General features: G+C 61.5%; 15 protein-coding genes. 9 read left to right on the top strand and 6 right to left on the bottom strand.

Going from position 1 to position 17,190, the window contains the following annotated elements:
* Positions 1 to 263: 263 nt before the first annotated feature.
* Positions 264 to 1,049: a DUF3108 domain-containing protein gene (locus XI05_RS20715; protein WP_442869299.1), complete on the bottom strand. Its 786-nt coding sequence runs from the start codon at positions 1,047 to 1,049 to the stop codon at positions 264 to 266.
* 539 nt (positions 1,050 to 1,588) lie between these two features.
* On the opposite strand from XI05_RS20715, the gene rpmB reads away from it, so the two are divergent.
* The gene (gene rpmB / locus XI05_RS20710) at positions 1,589 to 1,897 is read left to right on the top strand and encodes a 50S ribosomal protein L28 (RefSeq protein ID WP_260381277.1); all 309 of its coding nucleotides are present in this window, start codon (positions 1,589 to 1,591) and stop codon (positions 1,895 to 1,897) included.
* Between the two features lie 160 nt (positions 1,898 to 2,057).
* On the opposite strand, the gene XI05_RS20705 is transcribed toward rpmB, so the two are convergent.
* The 3 genes from XI05_RS20705 to XI05_RS20695 form a co-directional block, all read right to left on the bottom strand.
* Positions 2,058 to 3,116, bottom strand: a complete 1,059-nt coding sequence (locus XI05_RS20705; RefSeq protein WP_271505174.1) for a DUF5655 domain-containing protein — start codon at positions 3,114 to 3,116, stop codon at positions 2,058 to 2,060.
* Between the two features lie 88 nt (positions 3,117 to 3,204).
* The gene (locus XI05_RS20700; RefSeq protein ID WP_271505172.1) at positions 3,205 to 4,920 is read right to left on the bottom strand and encodes a hypothetical protein; all 1,716 of its coding nucleotides are present in this window, start codon (positions 4,918 to 4,920) and stop codon (positions 3,205 to 3,207) included.
* Between the two features lie 53 nt (positions 4,921 to 4,973).
* Positions 4,974 to 6,029, bottom strand: coding sequence for a dsDNA nuclease domain-containing protein (locus tag XI05_RS20695; RefSeq protein ID WP_271505170.1), 1,056 nt, complete (start codon positions 6,027 to 6,029; stop codon positions 4,974 to 4,976).
* A gap of 399 nt (positions 6,030 to 6,428) precedes the next feature.
* On the opposite strand from XI05_RS20695, the gene XI05_RS20690 reads away from it, so the two are divergent.
* Together XI05_RS20690 and ftsZ are read left to right on the top strand one after the other, a co-directional pair.
* On the top strand, positions 6,429 to 6,941 hold the full coding sequence (locus tag XI05_RS20690) for a hypothetical protein (RefSeq protein ID WP_271505168.1): 513 nt from the start codon (positions 6,429 to 6,431) through the stop codon (positions 6,939 to 6,941).
* Between the two features lie 52 nt (positions 6,942 to 6,993).
* On the top strand, positions 6,994 to 8,250 hold the full coding sequence (gene ftsZ, locus XI05_RS20685; protein WP_271505166.1) for a cell division protein FtsZ: 1,257 nt from the start codon (positions 6,994 to 6,996) through the stop codon (positions 8,248 to 8,250).
* Positions 8,251 to 8,450: 200 nt separating this feature from the next.
* On the opposite strand, the gene XI05_RS20680 is transcribed toward ftsZ, so the two are convergent.
* Entirely contained in the window at positions 8,451 to 8,999 is a 549-nt protein-coding gene (locus XI05_RS20680; RefSeq protein WP_260381281.1) for a hypothetical protein, read from the bottom strand.
* A 169-nt stretch (positions 9,000 to 9,168) separates the two neighbouring features.
* A complete protein-coding gene (locus XI05_RS20675) occupies positions 9,169 to 9,312 on the bottom strand; it encodes a hypothetical protein (protein WP_271505164.1) in 144 nt (47 codons plus the stop codon).
* Between the two features lie 45 nt (positions 9,313 to 9,357).
* On the opposite strand from XI05_RS20675, the gene XI05_RS20670 reads away from it, so the two are divergent.
* The 6 genes from XI05_RS20670 (at position 9,358) to XI05_RS20645 (ending at position 17,065) form a co-directional block, all read left to right on the top strand.
* A complete protein-coding gene (locus tag XI05_RS20670) occupies positions 9,358 to 10,698 on the top strand; it encodes a DUF2235 domain-containing protein (protein WP_271505162.1) in 1,341 nt (446 codons plus the stop codon).
* Positions 10,699 to 11,002: 304 nt separating this feature from the next.
* Positions 11,003 to 11,248: a PilZ domain-containing protein gene (locus XI05_RS20665; protein WP_172789685.1), complete on the top strand. Its 246-nt coding sequence runs from the start codon at positions 11,003 to 11,005 to the stop codon at positions 11,246 to 11,248.
* Between the two features lie 332 nt (positions 11,249 to 11,580).
* Positions 11,581 to 12,735 carry an iron-containing alcohol dehydrogenase gene (locus XI05_RS20660; protein ID WP_271505159.1) on the top strand — a complete coding sequence of 385 codons (1,155 nt, stop codon included), beginning with the start codon at positions 11,581 to 11,583 and terminating at the stop codon, positions 12,733 to 12,735.
* 18 nt (positions 12,736 to 12,753) lie between these two features.
* Positions 12,754 to 14,304 carry an AMP-binding protein gene (locus XI05_RS20655; RefSeq protein WP_271505157.1) on the top strand — a complete coding sequence of 517 codons (1,551 nt, stop codon included), beginning with the start codon at positions 12,754 to 12,756 and terminating at the stop codon, positions 14,302 to 14,304.
* 179 nt (positions 14,305 to 14,483) lie between these two features.
* Positions 14,484 to 16,082: an ABC transporter substrate-binding protein gene (locus tag XI05_RS20650; RefSeq protein WP_271505155.1), complete on the top strand. Its 1,599-nt coding sequence runs from the start codon at positions 14,484 to 14,486 to the stop codon at positions 16,080 to 16,082.
* 35 nt (positions 16,083 to 16,117) lie between these two features.
* A complete protein-coding gene (locus tag XI05_RS20645) occupies positions 16,118 to 17,065 on the top strand; it encodes an ABC transporter permease (protein WP_212255917.1) in 948 nt (315 codons plus the stop codon).
* The last annotated feature ends 125 nt before the right edge of the window (positions 17,066 to 17,190 follow it).

Genomic DNA, 17,190 nt, shown 5'->3' with positions numbered 1-17,190 from the left:
GAATCGGGGAGGAGTCAAATGGATTCACCGATGAGGGGGCGGCAAAACAAAAAGTGCGAAAACAACCCCAGACACAGTAGGTAAGTCATTGAAATCATTAGGGCGCGCTTTTGGAGACCCATTTCGCTCGTCATTCCGGGGCGCGACGCAGTCGCGAACCCGGAATCCATCGCGCAACCGTCTCTGCGGCCTGATGGATTCCGGGTTCGCGCCAAGGGGCGCGCCCCGGAATGACGGCGGAGGGAGAGGCGCGGACGCCTCGCCTACTGCGTCTTCGCCACGCGTGGCGGCTGGGGGGCGGTGATGAAGCTGGTCGCTTCCAGCATGGCCGGGCCGAGAGGCGTCGGCACTTTCAGCCAGAACGGGACCAGGATGCGCGTGCCGGCGATGGGGGCGAACGCGATCTCCATGTTGCGCTGGGCGGCGAGGTATTTGATCACGGGGCGGTCGGGGATGTAGCCGGCGATCGGCACGAAATAGATCGCGCAGACCACGACCGGGCCCTTGTAGCCCTTCTCCGCCTTCACGGTCTCCATGCGCTTGAAATCGAGCTTGAGCTCGTAGCGCATGCGGCCGTCGAACACGGGCGCGGCGTTGTGGCAGGCCTCGGGCGCAACGGGATCGCCGGTGCCGGGCACGCGCAGCAGCGAGGCCGTCATCGGGTCCCACACGCCGCGGCGATGCGCCTCGGTGACGACGATGCGGTCCGGATCGACCGGCGGCTCCGGCAAAATGGCAAAATCCTTCACATTGCCCTTGTCGAGGGTGATGCGGATCTCTTCGGTTTTCTTCTGGGTGGTGGTGGAGGCCTGGTAGCCGGTCGCAACCAGCGCGCCACCAACGACGCGCCCCTGGCTCGCGCCGGTGCCGGACCCGCCCGTGAACGACTTCAAGAGCCCCGAGGTGCCGCCGGCGGCCGCCGCCGAGAACACGTCGTCCTGGATATCGATGTTCCAGGCGCCCTTGCCGACGGGAATGCCCGCCAGCGTCGCCTCATATTGCGCCTCGAGCTTGCCTTGCGCCGCCGCCGGCGCCGCGCCGGATGCCATGGCCAGCACCGCCGCCAGGCCGCAAAGCGCTATCAGCCGGCCAGCCAGACGCGGTCGGGCTGAGCGCAAGTCTTGCGCAAAATGAAGAATTGTCGGCACGAAACAATCCAATCGGGGCGCGATGCGCTGTTACTTAAGCCAAAAACGGCGGCAAACAATGTGTCGGGGCGTGCAGCCCCGGGAACTCCACCGGACTCTTCGACGGCGAATACGCCCTTTATGTGATGGTAAGGCGCGACAATCATTGCCGTTTTGGTGATCGGGCGGTAACGGGGGCCGCTGTCATGCCCCGCGAAGGCGGGGCATCCAGTACGCCGCAGCGCCTCTGGTCAGCCGCGCCGCCGTGGGGTACTGGATCGCCCGGTCAAGCCGGGCGATGACACCTGTTGTGGGGCACGAGATCGCCACCCAAAACCTTGACGCAGGGCCCCTTCCCCCCTATACGTCCGCCCGCTCCCTGCAAGGACGAAAGAATTTGCCCCCGTGGCGCCGAAATGGCGGCCGCACTCGTTGGGGGTTCGAACTAAAGGATTTATGCCATGTCTCGCCGCTGCGAACTGACGGCCAAGGGCCCCCTCGTCGGCCACAAGGTCAGCCACTCCAACATCAAGACCAAGCGCCGCTTCCTGCCGAACCTCGTCAACGTGACGTTCATCTCGGAAGCCCTCGGTCGCAACGTGCGCCTGCGCGTCTCCACCAACGCGATCAAGAGCGTCGACCACAATGGCGGCCTCGATGCCTACCTGCTCAAGGCCAACGCCGATGCGCTCTCCCCGCGCGCGGTCGAGCTGAAGCGCGCCATCCAGAAGAAGGTCGGCGACACCGCGCCGGCGAAGCAGGCCAGCTGAGATTTTTTTAGGATAGGGCGGGGGCTAAGTTGCGTCGCGTGGCGTAGGCTTAGCCGAGTAAGAGTTTGAGTAGCGGCCGGATCGGAAGATCCGGCCGCTTTTGTTTTTGAGCGACGGAACGCGGCATCAACTCGACTGCAACCATTTTGCTCCGTTCGTCCTACGAGGCGTCATAACTTGCTTTGAAGAGATTGGCGGCCGTTTCGACATCCTTCTTCGTCTGGATCGTGACCTCGACATCGCCAGTACCAAAGTGGCCGAGTTGGCGAACATCCCGCATAGCCAAGCCATTCGCCTCGACCTTATCTGGATCGAGATTGAGATAGACGCGCACGACTTTTTTTCGATTGTAGATTTGAACTGATGCAAAATTGCGCCTACGCCGAAATGCCATGTAGTGCTTCTGCGCATGAACCGTCACATCATCCCCCAAGGCCCTTAGACGACCTGCGAGATCCTCGTACACAGCCCTCAGATCCTTAGGCGCGGCATCAATTTTTGCCTTGATATTGGGTAGCGTTACTACCTGCTTATTCCTTGCGCCAGTTCGAGAAGGCACAGCCTCCTCGAGCTCTTCAGCAAGTTTTGGCAATACGAGCAGCCGATGTAGCAATCCTTCGACCGTATCAAGAATGGTGGCCAGTTGCTCTCTAGTTGGCGCCCAACCGCGGTGCGCAGCTGCATGCCCAGCTTGCAACACTGGCTCCAAGATATCACGCTCGTGTTGAGAAATTTTGCCTTCGTCCCGCAGCGCTGTAAGCCCCTTCGTGAAATTGCCCTTATCCCCCACGGTGAGCACAATCAGGCGATCGATAAGCGTCCGCGAGCCAAACGTGGCGAGATAATGCGAGCCGGTCTGAAGTGACTTATAGATTTCGGCCGAAATCTCTCGAAGAGTAGGGTCGGGAAGATCCTCGAACCAAGTTGGCGCCACGCGATACGTTACAGGTGGATAGATCATCTCATCCCAATTCGGGACTTCAATCGGCTCACCTGACTGCGGATCATAGTCGTACCCTACGTCCTCAGAGAAATGAGTCAGCTTAACAAGTGCGAGGTGCTCGCACCCGCAACACTCAATAATTAGAACTCTCTGTGTAAAGCTAACCGGCTCATCATCGTCCATCTTTGTCTTAAAGTGCTCGGCACGAACGAAGTGCTTCGTCTTCTGCTTGCAATCATTGCAGAAGAACCTCTCGATCTTGAATGATTCACTCATCTAGATTCATTCAAGAGACTACGAGAATACGGGAACGCTGCAGTAGTCATCGCAACTTCTTTTCTCCCTGCACGCAGAAAACATCGCCTCAGTCCGTCGCTAAAGTCTGCTCGTGCATCCCCCCGACGCGGCTTAAAACGTCGCCATACTGATCCTCGCGCAGCAAATGCAGTTCTTGAGTCAGGTGAATCCTATTGGCATTCGGAGGAACGACCTCTTTCGGTACCTCGTCAAAGTGCAACGTTCCCAACAAGAGCTGCTGCCCCGATACAACTCGGGAGAAAATAAAGCTGAAGATAGCCCCAATGTTGTGCCGGTCTTGCTCTTGTTGAAGAGGGGAATCTATGACTAGGGGACAGATCGTAGCCGGGTTGAAACGTGACATCGTGTGAAGGTAAGAGAAGTGCTGAGCCAACAGCGAGCGAGGTAGATCACTACCAAGTGCATTGGCTTTAATTTGTCTGTCGAACGTCCTGTAGTCTTCGGTCGAAAGCACATTCACGTTCAAATTGCCCAAGAACTCCTTCATCCGGGCTTGGTAATAGTCGTTGATTTCCCGCTTCCGCTTCGAGTCCAGCTTCAGATCATCATCGAGTTTTGCGAGACTGAGCCGAATTCCCTGCTCGCGCGCGGCCAACTCGTTTATGTCCTGGGACAGCGATGAAAGAATTTCCTTCATCCCCTCGGCGGCCACGAATTCCGCAAACGTCACTTTTTCGCGCGTTCGCTTCAGAATGTCCTCTAAAGGAGCAAGTTCAGAGGTCACAGCCTGATATTTAAGATCGACTTCGATTTCCTGCTCTTGCACGTCGCGCAGCTTCTTCTTTCTCTGATCCAGGAGATCATAACAAAGGTCGATATCATCAAGAATTCCGAAGCGCTCGACTATCGAATTGGCTATCTCCGTACCGCAAGTAGGGCATAACACAGGGTCCAAAGTACTTGGATCTTCAGCGTAGCTGTAGTCAGCATCGAGCTCCCTTATCGCTTGTCGAAGAACAGCAATCTCATTTTCGATGCTATGTCGCTCGCTTCTGACGTCCTTTAGTTCCTGTCCTACCTGCTGTTGCCGTCCGTAGACTGCATTGTATTGATCAACGAGTTCTTCGGCTTCTTTCCGGAACACAGAAGGATCAAGGTCAACCTGCCTATGGGCCTTTCTCTTTTGATACGAATCCCTGACTTTGTTCAGAGTCTCGATTTCAGCGACGAGCTTCGTCTTCTCATCGATAAGTTCAACCTGCCGCTTTTTCGCGTCATAGAATGACTGCGGACGAACCCCCAAATGATACTCAAGCATATTCTTTCGATACAGACTGAACTGTTGCAAGCCCAAGAACGAAGCCCAACTCTTGGTCCAGCCTTCGTCCTGATCGATGTAAAACGGAAGAAAGTAGAATGCAGGACCAGCCGCCCCTAATCTTCCGTCCTCGGCGCGCTCAAGCTCTATGCGAAAATTGAGTTTCGGATTCAGAAAGTGGGCAATGCCCGTCTCGCCCGAAATTCCCGCAAATCTTCCTATCAGTGTCCCCTTTGCGTCGAAAACGCCAAAGTACCGCTCATCGCGAATTACCACATAGTCCGTCGCGCCCAACGAGAAACGCACGCAATAAATCGGACGAGCTCTCTTCCAGCGCGCGTTTTGGAGTCCAGGGACATCAGCACCGAGTGCGTGATAGAGGCTCTTTATTAGAGTGGACTTCCCTACGTCATTTTCGCCCGTGATTAGGTTGATCTTCGGGTCGAACGTCTCTCTTCTCGCCGTCTTTTCGACTTTTGAGAGGATCAACACCTCTTTGAACACTAAGCTTGTCATTAACACGGCCTTTGCGGAGATTTCGAATGAGCTGACGAAATCTAGATTTTTTCATAGTAGATCACGACGCTAAGAGCCCGGAGATACGCCAGATCATAGGGAGCACGGAGCAACGCTCGAAGCTCCTGCTCCGCCAAGCCAATAAAATGAGAGAGATTTGCTACATCTGGCTGCGATGAAAATAGTTCCTCAAGCTGATTCACAAGCTCCCCAGCTTCTAGGTTTGTCGGGTCAGTGAAATCAGTCACCGCCTGGGGCATCCTCTTGCCCATTCGCATCAGATCTTGCGAGGCCCAACCGGCGTCTTTGAGCTCGATATTTACGAGCGTCATGTCCGGAGCTTTTCGTTTCTGAGATGAAAGCAGCTCCAGACTCTCATTTACAACTTTGCGTCCAATGCATTTCTTTGAAATCAGATCATCAACGGTCGCAATCTTATCCGATGCGTAGTTGTTCTTTCTTGCGATCTCGCTGTGAATCAATCTTACCCAGCTATGCACATTGAACCCATGTCCTTCGCCGAACTGGGAATTGAACAACTCCATCGCCTCGCCATGCAAATAGCTATGCATCGCTTCGATTGATACTCCGCTTACAATAAAGTGCAGCTTCTCAAATTTCTCTACATCGAAGCTCTGGATCTCATCCTTCAATTTTGTGATGATCTTCGTTCTGACGGTCTTCGGAAGCTCATTGGCTGAAATGTCCTTGCCTGCGAATTCGAAGGCAACGTTGGAAACGAGAATCACCTGCACCTCATTCCCAGAGAGCAGCCCATCGAAATTCAAAAACATCTTACCCAGAATTGAATTCGATTTCTTGGGACGCAAAAGCAAGCTGGCCAACTTTCTTGGGCTCGCCGCGCTTGATGTTTTTACTTGGAAGAATTCGGCGCTTGTTGGAGCTGCACTCGGCGTCAAAAATAGCACATCGTCGTGGAATTCGAAGGCAACAAGATAGTCCGCCTGCTCCATATGCCTACGGAGCATCTGGCAAAACGCCCAGCCCTTCTGATAATCAAATCGAGCGGACGTGTCCGATCCAGAGGTCTCTCGTTGAGGCTTTTCAACCAAGGCTTCCAAAAGGCTCTTTCGCATCTAAAATCCAAAAAAATGTCCTCTGCAAACGCAGAGGCAAAGGCGCAATCGACATATGGACAAAAGATGCAACTTAATCCAGAGGTTGCATATACTACTTTCTACTTTTACTGGGGCCTTTGCGATGAAAATCCTGGTCATCCGCCGTGAAGGCACCGGCAAACAAGATCTCGGACAACATCTCCAACGTCTGAAGCTCCATCCCGCCTGCGCCAGCCGGACAAGACGCAGCCGCCGCAGATGGTGCCCTACGACTCCGGCGGCCGGCACCGCGGCCGCACCCGTAAACACCCCCCGCGCGCGTTAACCGTCCATTAACCAACGCATCCTAGCCTGCGGTAATCGTCCAGCCATCACTAGCTCGAAATCCCTTCCCGGTTCGCTCCAGGAGAAGCGCCGATGTGCGTTGAGTTGTTGACGTATGCCGATCTCGGTGCCCGCCTCAATGTCTCGCGCGAGGCCGCGCGGGCGCTGGCGCGGCGTCGCCGGTTGCCGCGCTCGCGGTCGGACGACGGCAAGGCGGTGGTGAGCGTCGATCTCGCCGAGCTCCGCTACACGCCCCGCCCGCGACGAGCCCGCCGGGCAGATCCCATCGGGGCCTCCCTGGCCAGGATCGAGGCCGTCAAGACCGAAGTCTTCAAGGCGGAGATCGCGCGGCTCGAATCGGTCGCAACCGCCTACAGGGTCGTGTTCGAGCGCGAGCGCGAGCGTGCCGATCGCCTCGCCGTCGAGCTGACGCAGGCGGCCGCCGAGACGACGGCCGCCAATGCATGGGCGGCACGACTGGAAGACGAAGTGGCGGCGTTGCGCAGCGATCGCCGCCCTGGCGGCTCGATCGCGGGACACGCGGCGCGCCGGTTGGGGCATCTGGCCGCCTTCATCGTGCAAGCAGACCGCGCGGCCCGCAGCTAGCACGCGAGACTTTCTTTAACCCCCGGCTTGCCGGAGCAATCGCGAGGGAAGAATGACTGGCAACACCGATATCCACGAAATGAAGGCCCGCATCGTCGTGTTCGGCGTCGGCGGCGCCGGCGGCAATGCCGTCAACAACATGATCACGGCCGGGCTGCAAGGCGTCGAGTTCGTGGTCGCCAATACCGACGCGCAGGCGCTGGCGATGTCGAAGGCGACGCGCCTCATCCAGCTCGGCACAAGGGTGACCGCAGGCCTCGGCGCCGGCTCGCAGCCGGAACTGGGACGCGCCGCAGCCGAAGAGGCGATCGACACCATCCGCGAGCAATTGACCGGTGCGCACATGGTGTTCGTGACGGCCGGCATGGGCGGCGGCACCGGCACCGGGGCTGCACCCATCGTCGCCAGGATCGCGCGCGAGCTCGGCATTCTCACCATCGGCGTGGTCACCAAGCCGTTCTACTTCGAGGGCCAGCGCCGCATGCGCTTTGCCGAAGCCGGCATCGAGGAGTTGCTGAAGACGGTCGACACCCTCCTGATCATCCCGAACCAGAACCTGTTCCGGGTGGCCAGCGAGAAGACCACGTTCGCCGATGCCTTCGCCCTTGCCGACCAGGTGCTTTATTCGGGCGTGGCCTGCATCAGCGACCTCATCGTCAAGGAAGGCCTGATCAATCTCGATTTTGCCGACGTCCTCTCCGTCATGAAGGAGAAGGGCAAGGCCATGATGGGACGGGGCGAGGCCTCCGGCGAGAAGCGCGTGCTTGCGGCCGCCGTCGCCGCGATCTCCAATCCGCTGATCGAGAACCCCTCGATCAAGCGCGCCAGTGGCCTCATCATCTCCATCACCGGCGGCAAGGATCTGATGCTGTACGAGGTCGACGAAGCGGCGACCCGGATTCGCGACGAGGCCGATCCGGATGCCAACATCATCGTCGGCGCGTCGTTCGACGAGAGCTTAGAGGGCATCGTCCGCGTCTCGGTGGTGGCGACCGGTATAGACAATCTCGACCCGGCGCAGGCGCAGCCGGTGGAAACCGCCCTCACCCAGCTCGCCGGCAGGCTGCGCAACGACGGCCGCCGCATCGCCGATCGCATCGAGCGCAGTGCCCCCCTTGCGCAAGCGGGAAGCCCGCCGCTGCGCCCGCAGCCGCACCACCCGGTGGGGCCGCCGGCAAGGCCGGGCCTGGACTATGCGCGGCAAGCGGCGCTTCAGCCGCTCGATCCTTACGGCCGCGCGCCTGCGCGCAATGCGCCCGACGAGAGCGTTCTCGACATTCCGGCCTTCCTGCGCCGCGCGGCGAACTGAGCGGGGGGAGCCAGGCCGCGTGTCGGGCGACCAGCGAGCCAAATAACAGGTCGTCATCCCGGGGCTCGCGAAGCGAGAGCCCGGGATCCATTTAGCCGCGGTGACCGTTGAGCAATGGATTCCGGGTTCGCGCCAAGGGGCGCGCCCCGGAATGACGGAGCAAAACAACAACGCTCCAAAGGCGCGCAGCCGCCGAGGCTTCACGCTGCCGTGCTGTGCGGCTTCTCCGCTGCTTCCTTCTTGTCCGTTTCCTTGTCGCGGGACAGCCAGGCCGGAAAGCGAAGCAGGCGTTCGTTGGTGTCCTTCGGCAGCTCGACGGGCGGCGCTTCAACGGCCGAACTCGGCAAGTCCAGCGCTGCGTGGCCGGATCGCACCGCATCCGCGCGCTGATCCAGTTCACGGAGCAGGGGATCGAGCACGCTGTCGATCTCGGTCGCCACCGACACCAGGAAACTATTGAGCTCGCGCGCCTCGGGCACAACTGCCGCAGCCTGCTCGACCGCCCTGGAGAGTCCGTCGACGACAGGTGCAAACGCGCCGGCGGCTTGCTTGATTCGCGTCTTGATCAATTCGATCTCGGTCAGGACGCGCTCACGCTCCCGCCTTTTCTTCTCCTCCGAAAGGCGGGCTTCGATTTCGGCGATCTGGGCCGTCAGCGTCGTGGCTTCGGATGCGAGCGCATCGCGTCTGCCGCGCGCGCGATCGAGATCGCGGCTGAGATTGTCCACTAAGTCGTCCCTTGCGAACATGGCTTTGCTCCATAGGACAGGCGTTCTGCCCTGTAGGACGGCCTTGGCGCGAACCGCCAGCCTCGCCGCCGACCGGATGGCCGGATCGGCCGAAACAGGCATCAATTTCCGTCGCGTCACATGGGCCGACATGGTGATCCCCCATCGTCAGCATTAGGCGACGGCATGGTTAACAAGCGGTTAATGTCAACAGATTGCGGCCATGGGGCTGCTTGCCGGCGGCGCCGCCCGCCGGTCGGCTGATCGATGCCAAAGCCTTGCGGTCCGCGACATATTTCCCGGACAGCCCTTCCTCCTCCTCGCTGCCGCTCATTTTCCGCTATACTCGCCCCGGTAGCATTCCCCGGAGGCGCATCCCATGGAGACCGCGGCCAATTCCGACCACAAGCCCGCCGGCAAGAACCTCGTCATCTGCTGTGACGGCACCGGCAACGAGATCTCGGAGAACATCTCCAACGTCCTGAAGCTCTATCGCTGCCTGCGCAAGACGGACAAGACGCAGCCGCGGCAGATGGTGTTTTACGATCCCGGGGTCGGCACCATGACGGAGCCGTCGACCTGGGGGCGCTGGAAGGCCAACATCAAGCTGGTGCTGGGGCTCGCCACCGGCTACGGGCTCGATGACAACGTGCTCTCGTCCTATTGCTTCCTGATCCAGCATTACGCGCCCGGAGACAGGATCTACCTGTTCGGCTTCTCGCGCGGGGCCTACACGGTGCGCGTGCTGGCGGGGCTGATCCACAAGGTCGGGCTGATCTCGCCGGAGCAGGCGAACCTCGCCGGCTCGGGCCTCATCGCCTACAAGCAATATTCCGGCAGCGGGCGCGGCAACGACGTCGAGGATATCAAGGGCATCGTGTTCGACGAGAGCGGACCGCTGCCGAAAGACGAATTCGACCTCGCCGCGCAGTTCGCGCGCATCACCTCGACGCGCTGGCCGACCATCCATTTCGTCGGCGTCTGGGACACCGTGGCGAGCGTGATCGTGCCGCGCGCCGACCGCTTCTACCTGCCGAGCCTGGAGGAGCTCGCCTTCACGCTGCGCGATCCGAGCGTAAAAATCTTCCGGCAGGCGAACGCGATCGACGAGCGGCGGCGCATGTTCCGCCTCAAGCCATACGCCGAGCCGCAGGAATTCTGGAGCAACCGCTACGTGCCCGACGAGAAGAAGGTGCCGCAGGACATTCTGCAGGTGTGGTTCGCCGGCGTGCATTGCGACGTCGGCGGCGGCTATCCGGAAGCCGAGAGCGGCGAATCCAAATATCCGCTGCTCTGGATGATCGACGAGGCCGAGAAGGCCGGGCTGAAGTTCAACCCGCGCACGGTGAACCAGCTCGCCTGGGGCATCCAGCGCAAGAACTCGCCGTTCAAATACGTCGAGCCCGCCTATACCGGCAAGACCGGCATGCTGCACGATTCCATGAATGCGATCTGGCGCGTGCTGGAGTTCTTGCCGAAGAGCGCGAAGTACCGGGAATGGCCGGCGCGGAAAGTTTATTTCGGGGTCTACATCCCCGATGGCGAGCCGCGCCTGATCCCCGAAGGCGCGCATGTGCATGAGAGCGTGCTGAAGCGCATGGCGGTGGAGCCGGACTACCGGCCGGTGAACCTGCCGAAGGATTACGTGACGGTGCCGATGCCGGTGCCGCCGGGGGTGGACCTGGCGGCGGGGGCGGAGGTGGAGGGCGTGACGGGGTGAGGGCGGGGGCACCACCCGCCACGGCGTCATTGCGAGGAGCCCTTGCGACGAAGCAATCCAGGCTGCCTCCGCGGAGGGATTTCTGGATTGCTTCGCTTCGCTCGCAATGACGGTTGTGGAGGCAGACGCATGCCATTTCGCCTATGGGAGAGCATGAGCGCACTCCGCTACCGCTGGTTTTGCCATTCGCCGACACTTTTCGTTAAAATTCTCGGGCGCGGCTTAGGGGGATCGCATCATCTCTTTTTCATGATTGGGACAGATCACCCGCCGCGAGACCTGCGGAATTGGAGGAGACGTGCCAATGCATCCGCGAAAGTTTGTCCGTGTGAAGCCCGCAGGCCTGGTGTCGCGCCAGGCCAAGATCATCACCGACCCGCGCGCGCCGGTGATCCCGTGCACGCTGATCGACTATTCGCCCGGCGGGGCCTGCGTCGATCTCGGCGGACAGGTGAAGATTCCCGATCGCTTCGAGCTGCTGCACGTCAACACCAGGAAGCGCTGCCGCATCGCCTGGAAGCGCGGCACGCGCGTGGGCGTGGTGTTTTGAGGGAATAGCGGCGGGCTGTCCCTGCCTTTGTGGCAGGAATCGCATTTGAGAGACTTTCCCTTGCGGCCATCCTTCGAGACGCCCGCTTTCGCGGGCTCCTCAGGATGAGGGCGGAGCGTGCGGCGGCCGTTTCGAAGGGCACCGGCGCTGATGAGCCTCATCCTGAGGAGGCGCGTAGCGCCGTCTCGAAGGACGAGGCGTGCGCGCCGGCGCCGCCACGGCCCTGCCCCCGGCGCTGCAAGCCGGCCAGCGTCTTCGCGCATGACTGACTTGGCGGGGTCCGCTAGATTACCTCCCAACAACAAGAACGATTTTGTCCGGGGAGGACAGGCGTGCACCAGGGACGTGTCGTTTTCGGCGCGATCGAGGAGGTCGTGTTCGGCCATCCCGCGGCGGAGGCCATCGTCGCGCAGATGGACCGGCTGGGAACAAGCCGCGCCTTCCTGATGGTGTCGGGGACGCTGAACCGGCAGACCGACGAGATCGAGAAGATCAAGCACGCGCTCGGCCGGCGCTGCGCCGGCCTGTTCGACGCCATGCCCGCGCATACGCCGCGCGAGGCGGTGATCGCGGCCACTCAAGCGGCTCGCGAGGCGGAGGCCGATCTGATCGTCACCGTCGGCGGCGGTTCCATCACCGACGGCGCCAAGGCGGTGCAGCTCTGCCTAGCCAACGGCATCGAGGATGTCGCCGGCATCGACCGCATCCGCGTGCACAAGGGCGTCGCGCCCGAGATGACAGCGCCGACCGTGCGGCAGGTCAGCGTGCCGACCACGATCGCCGGCGGCGAGTTCTCATCGATCGCGGGTGTCACCGACCGCGCCACGCAGGTGAAGCAGATGCTGCGGCATCCGCTCACGGTGCCGCGCGCGACCATCCTCGATCCAGGCATCACCGTGCACACGCCGGAATGGCTGTTCCTGTCGACCGGCATCCGCGCCGTCGACCATTGCGTCGAGGCGATCTGCTCGCGCGAGACGCATCCTTACGCCGATGCGCAGGCGGTGAAGGGCCTCGCCATGCTCGCCGACGCGCTGCCGCGGGTGAAGGCCAACGCTGGAGATCTCGATGCGCGGATGGACGCACAGATCGGCACCTGGCTGTCGATGGGCGCGCTCGCCGCCGGCGTGCCCATGGGCGCGAGCCACGGCATCGGCTACGTGCTGGGCGGGGCCTTCGACGTGCCGCACGGCTACACCTCCTGCGTCATGCTGCCGGCGGTGATGCGCTGGAACGCGCGCGACAATGCCGAGCGGCAGACGATCGTCGCGGCCGCCATGGGCTATCCCGGCCGCGATGCGGCCGACGTGCTCGATGCCTTCATTCGCTCGCTCGGCATGCCGCGCAGCCTTGGCGAGGTGCGCATCGCGCCGGAGCATTTCGATGCGATCGCGCAAGCCGCGATGCGCACGAACTGGATCCCGCGCAACCCGCGCAAAATTACGGGTCCCGCCGATGTGCGCGAGATCCTGCTCCTTGCCGCCTGATCCAAAGCCGGAGGATCGATGTACACAGGTCACCACGCCCGCCTGCGTCCGCTGCAGCCCGCCTTCATCATGGCGGCGACGGGCGAAGCCGTCACCTATCGCGAGCTCGAGGCGCGCAGCAATCGGCTGGCGCATCTGTTCCGCAAGCACGGCTTGAAGCGGCGCGATCATTACGCGATCTTCATGGAGAACAATGCGCGCTATCTCGAAGCCTGCGGCGCGGGCGAGCGCGCCGGGCTCTACTACACCTGCATCAACTCCTTCCTGACGCCGGGCGAGCTCGCCTATCTGCTCGTCAACAGCCAGTCGAAGATCCTGATCACGTCGATGGGCAAGCTCGGCATCGCGCGCGAGGCGATCCAGGCCTGCCCCGACATCAAGCTCTGCATCGTCGCCGACGGCCCGGGCGAGAGCGAGCGCATCGTCGGCCTATCGGAGGTGACCGCCGGTCTGCCGGCAACGCCGATGCCCGACGAATGGCTCGGCACCGCCATGCTCTATTCCTCCGGCACGACGGGACGGCCGAAGGGCATCTTGCGCCCACTGCCGGAGGAGCCGCCGAAGCACAATCTGCCGCTGTTCGATTTCCTGTTGAGGCTCTGGCACTACCGCGAGGGCATGGTCTACCTGTCGCCGGCGCCGCTCTATCATTCCGCGCCGCAGGCTGCCGTGAACCTCACGATCCGCATGGGCGGCACCGTGATCATCATGGAGAGCTTTGATCCCGAGCGTTACCTGCAGCTGGTCGAGCGATGGGGCATCACCCACACGCAGCTGGTGCCGACGATGTTCTCGCGCATGCTGAAGTTGCCGGAGGAGGTGCGCAAGCGCTACGATCTGTCGTCGCTGGAGATCGCGATCCACGCCGCCGCGCCCTGCCCGCCCCAGGTCAAGGACGACATGATCCAATGGTGGGGTCCGATCATCCACGAATATTACGGCGCCACCGAAGGCCTCGGCTTCACCGCCTGTAACAGCGAGGAATGGCTGGCGCATCGCGGCACCGTCGGCAAGGTGCTGCTCGGGGACCTGCACATTCTCGACGAGAACATGCGGGAATGCCCGACCGGCACGCCCGGCCAGGTCTGGTTCAAGACGGCAACGCCGTTCGAATATTTCAACGACCCCGAGAAGACCAGGGAGGCGCGCTCGCCGGATGGGAGCATGAGCACGGTCGGCGACGTCGGCTATGTCGATGCCGATCGCTTCCTCTACCTGACCGACCGCGCCACCTTCATGATCATCTCCGGCGGGGTGAACATCTATCCGCAGGAATGCGAGAACCTCCTGATCACCCACCCCAAGGTTGCCGACGCCGCGGTGTTCGGCGTGCCCAATGCCGATCTCGGCGAAGAGGTGAAAGCGGTGGTGCAGCCGATGCCGGGCGTGGTGCCGGGGCCGGCGCTCGCCGAAGAGCTGATCGCGTTCTGCGCCAAATCGCTGTCGCGGCAGAAGGTGCCGCGCTCGGTCGATTTCGAAAAGGAATTGCCGCGGCTGCCGACCGGCAAGCTGTACAAGCGGCTGCTGCGGGACCGGTACTGGGGCAACAAGGCCTCGCGGATCGTGTGAGGGCGCCCGGCGCGCGAGCCCTTCGCACTGCACTCTCATCGTGAGACGATGAACACCCTGCGGCCTTCCGTCATCCGAATTGTCGAGGCGGCATGTGGCCTTAGCGGTTGCCTCCGCCCGCTTGCGTGCTATCGTTCGGACAAACAGGCCGCAAAGGCCGAGGTCCAGGGAGGATGAGCATGCGGAGCGTGTGGGCGCTCGCCGCAATGGCGGCGCTATCTGTGCTGACGGCCTCGACCGTCACGCTCGCCGGCGAGCCCAAGCAGGGCGGCATCTTGCGGATGTATCACCGCGACAGTCCGGCCAATGCCTCCATCCTCGAAGGCGCGACCTATTCGATCAACGTCCCGTTCATGGGGGTGTTCAACAATCTCCTCATCTACGATCAGCACATCGCGCAGAACAGCCCCGATACGTTGCGGCCGGAGCTGGCCGAGAGCTGGTCCTGGAGCAGCGACAACAAGAAGCTGACGTTCAAGCTGCGCCAGGGCGTGAAATGGCACGATGGCAAGCCGTTCACCTCGGCCGACGTCAAGTGCAGCTTCGACCTCCTGATGGGCAAGTCGCAGCAGAAGCTGCGGCAGAATCCGCGCAAGGCCTGGTACAGCGAGGTCAACGAGGTCACGACGAACGGCGAGTTCGAGGTCACCTTCGACCTGAAGCGGCCGCAGCCGTCGCTGCTGGCGATGCTCGCCTCCGGTTACACGCCGGTCTATCCCTGTCACGTCTCGCCGGGAGACATGCGCACCCATCCGATCGGAACCGGACCGTTCAAGTTCGTCGAGTTCAAGGCCAATGAATCGATCAAGCTGACGCGCAATCCGGACTATTGGAAGAAGGGCCTGCCCTATCTCGACGGCATCGAGTACACCATCATCACCAACCGCTCGACCGCGATCCTGGCCTTCGTCGCCGGCAAGTTCGACATGACCTTTCCGACGCACATCACGATCCCGCTTTTGAAGGACATCAAGTCGCAGGCGCCGAACGCGACCTGCGTCGTCGAGCCGACCAACGTCTCGACCAACATCATCGTCAATTCGACCTCGGCGCCGTTCGACAACATCGACATCCGCCGCGCGATGTCGCTCGCGCTCGACCGCAAGGCGTTCGTCGACATCCTGTTCGAAGGCCAGGGCGACATCGGCGGCACCATGCTGCCGCCGCCGCAGGGCATCTGGGGCATGCCGAAGGAGAAGCTGGAGACCATTCCGGGCTATGGCCGCGACATCAACGCCAACCGCGAGCAAGCCAGGAAGCTGATGCAGCAGGCGGGTTACGGTCCGGACAAGCACCTCAACGTGAAAGTCTCGACACGCAACATCGCGGAATATCGCGACCCCGCCGTGATCCTGATCGACCAGCTGAAGACCATCTATATTGACGGCGAGCTCGACGTCGTGGAAACCGCGAACTGGTTCCCGAAGGTCGCGCGCAAGGATTACATGCTCGGCCTCAACCTCACCGGCAATTCCGTCGACGATCCCGACCAGTCGTTCTACGAGAACTATTCCTGCGGCTCGGAACGGAACTACACCAATTATTGCAACAAGGAGATCGAGAAGCTGTTCGACGTGCAGTCGCAGGAGACCGACCTCGCCAAGCGCAGGCCGCTGGTTTGGGACATCGACAAGAAGCTGCAGGAGGACGTCGCCCGCCCGATCATCTTCCATGCACGCGCCGGCACCTGCTGGCAGCCTTATGTCAAGGGCGTCACGATCATGTCGAACAGCTCCTACAACGGCTTCCGCTACGAGGATGTGTGGCTCGACAAGTAACGCGCGAGGCTGACGAGTAGCGCGGAGGGCGATGCATGTTTGCCTATCTGGTGCGGCGCCTGTTCCTGATGCTCGTGACCCTGTTCGGGATCTCGGTCGTCATCTTCTTCCTGCTGCGCATCGTGCCCGGCAACATCGTCGACATCCTGTTCGCCGCCGCCGGCTACGTCGATCCCGCCGACAAGGCGGAGCTGGAGAAGCAGCTCGGCATCGACCAGCCGTTGGTGACGCAATATCTGCACTGGATCGGCGGCTTTCTGCGCGGCGATTTCGGCTACTCCTATGTCTCGGAGAAGCCGGCGCTGCAGGAGATCCTGCCGCGGATTCCGATCACGGCGCGGCTTGCCGGCCTCGCACTGTTGTTCTCGGCGTCCATCGGCATTCCCTTGGGCGTCATCAGCGCGGTGAAGCAGGGGACGAAGCTCGACTATGCGCTTCGCGTCGTCAGCCTCAGCGGCCTGTCGCTGCCCTCGTTCTGGCTCGGCCTTCTGATCCTCACCGCGTCGGTGGCGATGTTCGGCCAGATGCCGATCTTCAATCCCAATCCGAAGACCTGGCTCGAGGCGTTCGCGACCTACGCCGTGCCGGCCGCCGCGGTCGGCTTCCGCAGCGCGGCGCTGACCATGCGCATCACGCGCTCCTCGATGCTGGAGGTGCTGCGCCAGGATTACATCCGCACCGCCCGCGCCAAGGGCGCCTCCGATGCGGCCGTGAACTATCACCACGCGCTGAAGAACGCGATCCTGCCGGTGATCACCGTGATCGGCATCGAGGCGGCGTTCCTGATCGGCGGCCTGATCGTCACCGAGACCGTGTTCAACATCCCCGGCGTCGCGCGCTTCCTGGTGGAGGCGATCCGCTGGCGCGACTATCCGATCGTGCAGAACCTCGTGATGTTCATCGCGGTCGTGGTGGTGTTCGCCAACTTCACCGTCGACATGCTCTATGCGGTGTTCGATCCGCGGATCAGGTACACGGATTAAAAGCATGAGGTTGGAACAATCTGACGCGACGACGGTGCTCTACCTCTCCCATAGGGAGAGGTCGGATTGCATCGGAAGATGCAATCCGGGTGAGGGGTTGCACTCCGTCTTGAGACCTGAGCCCC

Origin of the sequence: Bradyrhizobium sp. CCBAU 11357, from assembly GCF_028128865.1 — a bacterium.
Lineage (GTDB): Bacteria > Pseudomonadota > Alphaproteobacteria > Rhizobiales > Xanthobacteraceae > Bradyrhizobium.
The sequence above is the reverse complement of the archived record's forward strand: the minus strand, read 5'-3'. Positions and strand labels throughout refer to the sequence as shown.

Excerpts from the sequence above, each read along its gene's own strand:
- XI05_RS20670 (WP_271505162.1), top strand. The coding sequence starts at position 9,358 with ATGGAGACCGCGGCCAATTCCGACCACAAGCCCGCCGGCAAGAACCTC.
- rpmB (WP_260381277.1), top strand. The coding sequence starts at position 1,589 with ATGTCTCGCCGCTGCGAACTGACGGCCAAGGGCCCCCTCGTCGGCCAC.
- XI05_RS20705 (WP_271505174.1), bottom strand. The coding sequence starts at position 3,116 with ATGAGTGAATCATTCAAGATCGAGAGGTTCTTCTGCAATGATTGCAAG.
- XI05_RS20665 (WP_172789685.1), top strand. The coding sequence starts at position 11,003 with ATGCATCCGCGAAAGTTTGTCCGTGTGAAGCCCGCAGGCCTGGTGTCG.
- XI05_RS20655 (WP_271505157.1), top strand. The coding sequence starts at position 12,754 with ATGTACACAGGTCACCACGCCCGCCTGCGTCCGCTGCAGCCCGCCTTC.
- XI05_RS20690 (WP_271505168.1), top strand. The coding sequence starts at position 6,429 with ATGTGCGTTGAGTTGTTGACGTATGCCGATCTCGGTGCCCGCCTCAAT.
- XI05_RS20675 (WP_271505164.1), bottom strand. The coding sequence starts at position 9,312 with ATGAGCGGCAGCGAGGAGGAGGAAGGGCTGTCCGGGAAATATGTCGCG.
- XI05_RS20715 (WP_442869299.1), bottom strand. The coding sequence starts at position 1,049 with ATGGCATCCGGCGCGGCGCCGGCGGCGGCGCAAGGCAAGCTCGAGGCG.
- XI05_RS20695 (WP_271505170.1), bottom strand. The coding sequence starts at position 6,029 with ATGCGAAAGAGCCTTTTGGAAGCCTTGGTTGAAAAGCCTCAACGAGAG.
- XI05_RS20650 (WP_271505155.1), top strand. The coding sequence starts at position 14,484 with ATGCGGAGCGTGTGGGCGCTCGCCGCAATGGCGGCGCTATCTGTGCTG.
- XI05_RS20645 (WP_212255917.1), top strand. The coding sequence starts at position 16,118 with ATGTTTGCCTATCTGGTGCGGCGCCTGTTCCTGATGCTCGTGACCCTG.
- ftsZ (WP_271505166.1), top strand. The coding sequence starts at position 6,994 with ATGACTGGCAACACCGATATCCACGAAATGAAGGCCCGCATCGTCGTG.
- XI05_RS20680 (WP_260381281.1), bottom strand. The coding sequence starts at position 8,999 with ATGTTCGCAAGGGACGACTTAGTGGACAATCTCAGCCGCGATCTCGAT.